The organism is Methyloceanibacter sp. (assembly GCF_051306395.1).
Lineage (GTDB): Bacteria > Pseudomonadota > Alphaproteobacteria > Rhizobiales > Methyloligellaceae > Methyloceanibacter.
Map to the genome: position 1 here is coordinate 1 of NZ_JBPPND010000050.1, position 8288 is coordinate 8288.

Sequence of the window (8288 nt, forward strand, 5' to 3'; positions counted from 1 at the left end):
CCTCTTCACCAGCATGAACGTGTAAGCCTAAAGCGAAGATCCGGCCTTTAGGGGGCTCGCGCGCCCTTGCGCCAGCGAAAGCAGCATATGAGGCCCGTCATCCGCACCTCAGTGAGGCGCTCTTAAGCCCCGCGCCGCAGCCTCCAGAACAAAGGTCAGCAAGCCTGTCCTATTGACCCCAAAATGACAGATTTCAAGGGGGGGCACAAGCGCGGATTCGGGGCCTTTGGGCCCAAAGTTGCGCGCGCGACTTCACCAGGTCTGGCGGAGGCGTGATTTGACGTGAGCGCGCTCGCGCTGGCCTAATCGGGGACACTCAGGGCCCCCTGAATTCCCCAAATTCCGGCCCTGCCGTTGACCCAAGAGGAGCTGACATGACCGATCAACCCAAGAAAATCTCAGGCCTGGCCGTGGCTTCGGCCTTCGCCGCGGCGCTCGGGGTTGCCGCCTCCGGTGGCTACGCCGCCGCCGAGGACCAGGAGAAGTGCTTCGGCGTCGCCAAGGCGGGCGAGAACGACTGTGCCGCGGGCAAGGGCACGACCTGCGCCGGCACCTCCACGATCGACTATCAGGGCAATGCCTGGAAGCTCGTGCCGAAGGGCAGTTGTACGACCATGGAACTACCAGACGGCCGCACCGGCAGCTTGGAGGCGCTGGATCGCGACCTCCCGCCTGCTTAGGCGATCATGGCGGCATCCGACCTGATCGGGATGAGCCCGATTCCGCCGCGTGCCGGAGTCGGGCTGAAGCCCGAGCACTATCGCGACATTCTCGAAGGTGCGCCGGATCTCGGCTGGTGCGAGATCCATGCCGAGAACTATATGGGCGAGGGCGGTCCGCCGCATGCCTACCTGACGGAAGTGCGTGAGCGTTACCCGCTGTCGCTGCATGGCGTCGGCTTGTCCATCGGCGGGGCCGGCCCGCTCGACCGCGCGCATCTTGCCCGCTTGCGCGCGCTCGCCGACCGTTACCAGCCGGCGCTGTTCTCCGAGCATCTCGCGTGGTCGAGCCACGACACGGTCTATCTCAACGACCTCCTGCCGCTCCCCTACACGGAGGAGACGCTCCAGCGGGTTTGCGTGCATGTCGACGAGGTGCAGGAGACGCTTCATCGCCCCATGCTGCTGGAGAACCCATCGACCTATGTGGCCTTCGCCGAGACGTCGATGAGCGAGGTGGATTTCTTGCGCGAGATCGCGCGGCGAACCGGCTGCGGGCTGCTGCTCGACGTGAACAATGTCTTCGTGCAGGCGACCAATCACGGCTTCGACGCGATCGACTATCTCGACAGCTTCCCCGCCGAGCATGTGGGCGAGATCCATCTCGGCGGTCACGCGGAGGATGAGGACGACGACGGCTCGGCGCTCCTGATCGACGATCACGGGCGCGAGGTGGCCGATCCGGTCTGGGCGCTCTATGCCCACGCGCTTGCCCGCACCGGGCCTACGCCCACCCTGATCGAGTGGGACAACGACGTGCCGGCTTGGCCCGCGCTGTTTGCCGAGGCGAAGCGCGCCGATGCCGTGATCGCGGAACGACGCAGCAACCGCGCCGAGGCATGATGGACCGCGCGCTCGATCTCGAAGGCGCGTTTGCCCGGGCCGTGCTCGATGCGGAGGCGGACGTGCCGGCGCCGGTCGTAGGCCGGCAAGGGGGAAGCCCGTCGCGACGCTTCGCCGTCTACCGCAACAATGTCTATGCGAGCTTGATCGACGTGCTGGGGAGCCGGTTCCCGGTCTCGGCGCGGCTCGTGGGCGAGGAATTCTTCCGGGCCATGGCGCGCCTCTACGTGGAGAAGACGCCGCCCGCATCGCCTGTGCTGCTGCGCTACGGCGCGGACTTCGCCGATTTCATTGGCGCGTTTCCACCGGCCTCGGCGGTGCCCTATCTCGCCGACGTGGCGCGGCTCGAATGGGCGTGGCATCGGGCCTATCACGCCAAGGACGCCGCGCCGCTGTCGCTGAGCGACCTGGCGGAGGTGGGCGAGACCGCGGAGGGTGCCGTGCTGACGCTCCATCCTTCGCTTCAGGTGGTGTGCTCGGACTATCCGGTCGTCACCATCTGGCAGCTCGCTCTGCGCGACGGCGAAAACGAGCCTGCTCGGCTGCCGGCGGAAGGGGAGGATGCGCTCGTGGTGCGGCCGAACCTCGAAGTGGAGGTGCGGCGACTGCCATCTGGCGGGGCTCATTTCGTGAAGGCGCTGGCGGAGGGGGCGACGCTTCTCGAGGCAGCTTCGCGCGCTTCAGGCGAGGCTCCGGCCTTCGATCTCGAAGCGAATCTGGCGGGGCTCATGACAAGCGGAGTCATCGTCGCCGTGGCCGCGCGAAAGCCTTAACGAAACCTTTCCGCAAAAGAACAGACTCGTTAAGCGCTGCGTAAGTTGTGAGGCCTAGGCTTCGATCTGCCGCCTGTTCGTTCTGCGTAGCGGCACTCCTGGCAGGTTCTCTCCCGTAGCACCTGCGAATCTGAGAAGGGCGCCCTCGCTCACGGAGGACGCCCTTCTTGCTAAGCTCAAAATTTGAACGCTGACTTGAGCTGTGCCTTAGGCAGCCTTGTTGTCGAGGACCTTCGGCTGCTCGGTCTCGCTCTTGGTGGCAATCTCGATGGTGCGCGGCTTCATGGCCTCGGGGAGCTCACGCACGAGATCGACGTGAAGCAAGCCGTTCTCCAGGGTCGCGCCCTTCACCACCACATGGTCGGCGAGCTGGAAGCGCCGCTCGAAGCTGCGCGCCGCGATGCCGCGGTGCAGGTAGGTGGAATCCTCCTGTTCGACGCGCTTCTCGCCGCGAATGGATAACGTGTGCTCCTTCACCTCGATGTCGAGATCGCCTTCGCTGAAGCCGGCCACGGCCATGCTGATGCGATAGTCGTTCTCGGCGACGCGCTCGATGTTGTAGGGCGGGTAGCTCGGAGCCTCGCCCTCGAACGTGCTGAGCGTGTCGAGCAGCGAGCCGATGCGGTCGAAACCGATGGCGGAGCGATACAGGGGGGTCAAATCGAAATGTCTCATGTCACATCCTCCGTAAGAAGCGATATGGTTCACGCCCGCTCTTTCCGTCGAGCCGGGCAAGCCAACGCAAGCCGAATGGCCTTGCGCGCTTGCGGATATGGGTGTGCGCCCGGCGCGCTTCAAGAGGGGTAGGCCGCTGAATATGCACACCAAATCAGGGCTGCGGGGGCCCGACGGGACCGGAACCCAAGATGGAGCGGAAGCCCAAGACGCCGGCGGTGTTGTGGTCAGCCCGGCAGGCGCTGTAGTAAGGAATTCGCTTTCTGGCGGCGCAAGCGCCGGGGCTTAGGGGCCTTTCAAAACGATGGATCTCGTCTCGACACCGAAGAACCCGATCCCGCTTGGCGCGTCGGCGGGCTATCTCGATATCCGCAAGGGCGTACGGATTCGCTACGCGAGCTGGCAGTCCGCCTTGCGCGAGCGGCGCGGGACGGTGTGCATCTTCCCCGGGCGGAACGAGTTCATCGAAAAGTATTTCGAGGTGGTGGGCGAACTGCGCCGCCGCGGCTTTGCCGTCGCGGTGCTGGACTGGCGCGGGCAAGGAGGCTCCAGCCGCCTGACGCGAAGTTCGATGAAGGGCCATGTCAGCGATTTCGCCGATTACGAGGAGGACCTCTCCCACTTCATGAGGGGGGTCGTGCTCCCGGACTGTCCGATGCCCTACTACGCGATTGCCCATTCCATGGCGGCGACGGTGCTGTTCAACGCCGCGACCAAGCGGGGCTGCTGGTTCAGCCGCATGGTCATGACCGCGCCAATGGTGGAGTTGGTGGGTTTGCCGATGTCGCAAGGTCTGTGCGCGCGCCTCGCGGACGGCCTGACAATGTTCGGCTTCGGCAAACAGGCCGCCCCGGGCAAGCCGGAGCAATGGCTCAACGACGTCTTCGAAGACAATCCGCTGACCTCGGACCGGGAGCGCTTCTACCGCAACATTGGCGTGCTTCAGGCCGCGCCGGGGCTTGCGGTCGGTCCGCCCACGATCGGCTGGCTCAACGCCGCCTTCGAGGCTATGGCGCGGCTCAAGGATGAGAAATACGCGCCGCGCATCCGCATCCCGTCGCTGCTGGTGGCCGCGGGTGACGATCAGATCGTCTCGAGCAAGGCCATCGAAAATCTTGCCTCGCGGCTTCGGGCCGGCTCGCAGATCGTGCTGCGCGGATCGCGCCACGAGATCCTTCAAGAGCGCGATGCCATTCGCGAGCAGTTCTGGGCGGCGTTCGATGCTTTTGTGACGGGCGTCGCCTTGAGCAAGGCAAGCTAGCCCGACAGTATCTCCATCGCGGCGGCGTGGAGGCGGGGATCGCCGGCGGCGATGATGCGGCCGCCATCGTGCGGGTCGCCGCCCTCCCAGGTCGTAACCACGCCGCCCGCGCGCTCGATGATGGGTACCAGCGGCAGGATGTCGAACGGCTTCAAATCCGTTTCGACCACAAGGTCGATCTGGCCCATGGCCAGGAGGCAATAGTTGTAGCAGTCGCCGCCAAAGCGGCGGAGGCGCACGGCCTCTGTCAAACGCGCGTAAGGTCTCTCATTGGCTCCGGTGAACATGTCCGGCGTGCTCGAGGCAAGCATCGCTTCGCTCATCGAGGGGCAGGGGCGAACCTCGATGGTCTGCGTTTCGCCGCCGCGGGCAAAGAAGCTTTCCGTCTCACCGCTCCAGAAGCGCTCTTTCGTGTAGGGCTGGTCCATCATGCCGAGCAACGGGGCGCCGTGGGCGGTGAGCCCGATCAGCGTGCCCCACAGAGGCTGACCCATGATGAAGGGGCGAGTGCCGTCGATCGGGTCGATGATCCAGCAATAGTCCGCGTCGGCGCGCTCATTGCCGAACTCCTCGCCGACGATGCCGTGGCTTGGATAGGTTTCGGCGATCATCTGCCGGATCGCCGCTTCCGCGTCCCGGTCCGCCGCGGTCACGGGATCGAACGCGCCGCTGCCTTTATGGTCAACGGCCGTCCCGGCCCGAAAATGCGGCAATATGACCGCGCCGGCCCTCTCGGCGAGCGCGTGGGCTGTCGCTATATAGGCGTCGAAATCGGGTTGTTCAGTCTCTGACACAGGACATGGCTTGGCGGCGTTTGCCGTTGTGAGTCAAGGCCTAGCTGGCGGTGCGGCGTATTTTGAGTGCCGGCAAGGCAAATGCTCCGGAGGCGTTCGTGGCAGTTCTGCACCAGTGTTTCAGGAATGTCGCGGGTCTGGGACAGCTATCTTGATTTTTGTGCGCCGCAATGACATATTGTTGCAACGCGGCATGGCTTTCCAGCTGTGCCGCTGCCCTCCTTGGGCGTTTCCTCCCTAGACTTGGGCCGTTCGTTCAATCGAACGGCCCTTTTTTTTGTGCTTTGAAGGGGTTACTCGGCCGCGGCGCGCGGGATGGCGAGCCCGGGAATGCCGGGGATGAGCCCGCGCACCATGGTCTGAAGGCCCTCCCGGAGGCGGTCGAAGCCCTGCGACTTGGTGAAGCTCGTCTCGTTCATGTAGAGCGCGCGGTTGATCTCGATCTGGAGCACGTGCTGCGCCTTGTGCGGACGGCCGTAATGCTCGGTGATGTAGCCGCCGGCATAGGGCTTGTTCAGCGCGACCGCATACCCTTGAGCTTCGAGCGCGCCGGCGGCGTGCCGGGTCAACTCTCCGCTGCACGAGGTGCCGAAACGATCGCCGAGCACGAAGTCCGGACGCCCCGCGGTCCGGTCCGCGGTGGGGCTGGAGGGCATGGAATGGCAGTCGATCAGCACAGCCAGACCAAATTCCCGCTTCGCCTCAAGGAGAAGCGCCGCAATCGTTTCGTGGTAGGGCGTGTAAAGCCGGCTGATGCGCTCAAGCGCCGCCTCGACCGAGAGCGGCTCCCGGTAGATCTCATCGGACTCCGAGACGATGCGGGCGATGGTGCCGAGCCCACCCACAACGCGCACCGACTGGGTGTTGGCGTAATGGGGCAGCCCATCGCGGAAGAGAATGGGATCAAGCTCGTAAGGCTCGCGGTTCACGTCGAGATAGGCACGCGGGAAATGGGCATGCAGCAGCGGCGCCCCCAGATCGGCGACGAAGCCGAACAGCTCCTCGACGAAGGCGTCCTCCGACCGCCGCAGCGTGTGGGCGTCGAGCCGCGAGGCCGCCAGGAAGGTGCTGGGGTAGTTCCGGCCGCTATGGGGGGAGTTGAAGACGAGGGGAACTTTGAGCTCCGCCGGCCGCAGCACGGAAAACGGCGGAGAAAGCTCACGTTCGATCGCCTCAGCCTCGCTTGGGCTCATGGCCAACTCTTGATTTCCGGCCCTTTTGCGGGGTCCGACAGCCTCGAATTCAGTTCTGTAAACTCTGCCAACGAGAGTTGACCCTGTCTAGGCGTGTTCTGTCTTGTGCCCGGCTCAAATAGACGCAATGATTTGGAGTTCAGTAAGGGGACGGCCCGCCGGCCTTTTTTGCCAAGGCAAGCGGTCGTTTACCAAGTTCGTGTACGCCCAATGTGGCGAGAGTTGAGGGGGACGGGGACTATGGAAGCGAACGATCCACGGGCACGCAGCGTGCAGCGTATTCTGCTTGCCGAGGATGACGAGGATATGCGCCGCTTCTTGGTCAAGGCGCTCGAGAAGGCCGGCTACGACGTCGTGTCGTTCGGCAACGGGCTCGAGGCCTATGAGCGGCTGAAGGAAGAGCCCTTCATGCTTCTCCTCACCGACATTGTCATGCCGGAGATGGACGGCATCGAGTTGGCCCGCAAGGCCTCTGAGCTCGATCCCGATCTCAAGATCATGTTCATCACTGGCTTTGCCGCCGTGGCGCTCAACCCGGACAATAACGCCCCGAAAGACGCCAAGATCCTGTCGAAGCCATTCCATCTGCGCGATCTGGTGGATCAGGTGGAGCGGATGCTCGCGGCCTAGGCTCTAAAGGGGCGAAACGGCGGGTTGCCTTCGCCCATCGCCCCCCATATAGAAGTCGCCTCGCCTTCCGAGGCAGCGGGCGGTTAGCTCAGCGGTAGAGCACTACGTTGACATCGTAGGGGTCACTGGTTCGATCCCAGTACCGCCCACCATCTTTATTAATTAAAATCAATAACTTAGAACAAGGAAATGGCGGCCACCTCTCCTGGGGCAACTCTTTGGGCAACGTTTTGCAACTTTCGTCGCCGCTTGTTGGTCTGCTGCTTGAGCTAATCTGCTGTGTAGCACCAAGAGGCCACCGAGGTAGCGATGCTCCTCTATGACGGGGAAGTCTATAAAGATGACCGCCTGTTTATCCTGGACTACGGGATTGCAGGGGAACAAGGAGAGCAGGGTTGGTATGTGGCTACTCGCCGGAACACTCAGAGCTTTCCGGCCTTCCGGGTTGACAGATTTGCATCCGAGAGCGAGGTCATCGAGTTCATCAAGAAATTGGAACCGGAGACACCAAGGATCTCACTTGGTGGGAAAAGTCCCTTTCCGATCCCCAGTTACGACGATCATCTAAAGTGGCTCAGAGAAAATCAGCTTCCTTCCAGCATCGAGATCCATGAGATGAACAAGGGGCCGATCATCAAAGTCTCACTGGCCTAACAGGTTGTGCCAGCGCGTCTTGCGACGGAAACCACGCTTACTCTGCCCCAACAGCTCCGGCAGCTTAGCAACATTCACAGCAATGCGCCGCGCCTCATCGAAGGTCAGCACCTTAGCGATGTCAGCTTGCTCGCGTGTCTCGCGAGCGGAGACGTAGACGAGTGACTGGCCGTTCGCGTCCACGACCTTGAAGCCTCCCGGTATCTGTTCGACCGTCCACGGTGGTGGGAAACGGCGTGGTTATTTCGTGTGGCCCCTCGCTCAAGACCGCCAAGCATAGCAGCCTGGGGTCATGCGCCAAAGCTGTCGTCACTCACTGGGAACTTGGATGCAAAAGTAATCCATCAAGGCCTTGTATCTGCGGCCAGGGGCATCAAGGCCACTCGGAATACCCCCAGAGCGTTGCAAGGCAGCGCACGCACTTAGGCACGCCTGCTCAGTTTCATAGGTCTTGCGTAAATCGATGATTTGCCTGTTGGGATCGGGCATATGGATTTCAGTGCCGTCAATGAGGGGAGTGTCAGTCCATATCAGCGCAACGTACAAAGCGAAGGCGATCTTCATTTTCGTGCCTCCCTGAAATTTCTGGCAGCTTAGCAACGTTCACAGCAATGCGCCGCGCCTCATCGAACGTCAGCACCTTGGCAATGTCAGCTTCGGCCTTCGTCTCGCGAAGGGAGCCATGTCCGCTTGATCGCGTGTCTTACGCGCCGTCATCGGGGGTAGCGCTCCATAACAAAGCATGG

The 8288-nt window shown here is 62.9% G+C and carries 11 protein-coding genes and 1 tRNA gene; 7 read left to right on the forward strand and 5 right to left on the reverse strand.

Annotation, left to right across the window (positions count from 1 at the left end):
• Positions 1–374 precede the first annotated feature (374 nt).
• Genes ACSLE4_RS03385 through ACSLE4_RS03395 form a run of 3 tightly spaced genes read left to right on the forward strand, consistent with a single transcriptional unit; the run spans position 375 to position 2335 of the window.
• Positions 375–680 carry a BufA1 family periplasmic bufferin-type metallophore gene (locus ACSLE4_RS03385; RefSeq protein WP_435903077.1) on the forward strand — a complete coding sequence of 102 codons (306 nt, stop codon included), beginning with the start codon at positions 375–377 and terminating at the stop codon, positions 678–680.
• A gap of 6 nt (positions 681–686) precedes the next feature.
• Positions 687–1562 (forward strand): MNIO family bufferin maturase, encoded by an 876-nt coding sequence (gene bufB, locus ACSLE4_RS03390; protein ID WP_435903078.1) that lies wholly within the window; start codon positions 687–689, stop codon positions 1560–1562.
• Entirely contained in the window at positions 1559–2335 is a 777-nt protein-coding gene (locus ACSLE4_RS03395; protein WP_435903079.1) for an HvfC/BufC N-terminal domain-containing protein, read from the forward strand. The genes bufB and ACSLE4_RS03395 overlap by 4 nt, the downstream gene beginning before the upstream one ends.
• 207 nt (positions 2336–2542) lie before the next feature.
• Here ACSLE4_RS03395 and ACSLE4_RS03400 read toward each other — a convergent pair whose 3' ends face one another.
• The gene (locus ACSLE4_RS03400; RefSeq protein WP_435903080.1) at positions 2543–3010 is read right to left on the reverse strand and encodes an Hsp20 family protein; all 468 of its coding nucleotides are present in this window, start codon (positions 3008–3010) and stop codon (positions 2543–2545) included.
• Between the two features lie 304 nt (positions 3011–3314).
• On the opposite strand from ACSLE4_RS03400, the gene ACSLE4_RS03405 reads away from it, so the two are divergent.
• The gene (locus tag ACSLE4_RS03405) at positions 3315–4271 is read left to right on the forward strand and encodes an alpha/beta fold hydrolase (RefSeq protein ID WP_435903081.1); all 957 of its coding nucleotides are present in this window, start codon (positions 3315–3317) and stop codon (positions 4269–4271) included.
• Here the strand turns inward: ACSLE4_RS03405 and hisN are convergent.
• Positions 4268–5065, reverse strand: coding sequence for a histidinol-phosphatase (hisN, locus tag ACSLE4_RS03410; RefSeq protein WP_435903082.1), 798 nt, complete (start codon positions 5063–5065; stop codon positions 4268–4270). The two genes, ACSLE4_RS03405 and hisN, sit on opposite strands and share 4 nt — an antisense overlap.
• 293 nt (positions 5066–5358) lie before the next feature.
• Positions 5359–6258 (reverse strand): N-formylglutamate amidohydrolase, encoded by a 900-nt coding sequence (locus ACSLE4_RS03415; RefSeq protein WP_435903083.1) that lies wholly within the window; start codon positions 6256–6258, stop codon positions 5359–5361.
• A 270-nt stretch (positions 6259–6528) separates the two neighbouring features.
• Here ACSLE4_RS03415 and cpdR point away from each other — a divergent pair, with 270 nt between their 5' ends.
• From cpdR to ACSLE4_RS03430, 3 genes are all read left to right on the forward strand, one after another.
• Entirely contained in the window at positions 6529–6888 is a 360-nt protein-coding gene (gene cpdR / locus ACSLE4_RS03420) for a cell cycle two-component system response regulator CpdR (RefSeq protein ID WP_069623421.1), read from the forward strand.
• A gap of 77 nt (positions 6889–6965) precedes the next feature.
• Positions 6966–7040, forward strand: a tRNA-Val gene (locus ACSLE4_RS03425).
• 157 nt (positions 7041–7197) lie between these two features.
• Positions 7198–7542, forward strand: a complete 345-nt coding sequence (locus ACSLE4_RS03430) for a hypothetical protein (protein ID WP_435903084.1) — start codon at positions 7198–7200, stop codon at positions 7540–7542.
• Here the strand turns inward: ACSLE4_RS03430 and ACSLE4_RS03435 are convergent.
• Both ACSLE4_RS03435 and ACSLE4_RS03440 read right to left on the reverse strand, forming a co-directional pair.
• Positions 7531–7725 (reverse strand): hypothetical protein, encoded by a 195-nt coding sequence (locus ACSLE4_RS03435; protein WP_435903085.1) that lies wholly within the window; start codon positions 7723–7725, stop codon positions 7531–7533. The two genes, ACSLE4_RS03430 and ACSLE4_RS03435, sit on opposite strands and share 12 nt — an antisense overlap.
• Before the next feature lie 126 nt (positions 7726–7851).
• Positions 7852–8106, reverse strand: a complete 255-nt coding sequence (locus ACSLE4_RS03440; RefSeq protein ID WP_435903086.1) for a hypothetical protein — start codon at positions 8104–8106, stop codon at positions 7852–7854.
• Between the last annotated feature and the right edge of the window lie 182 nt (positions 8107–8288).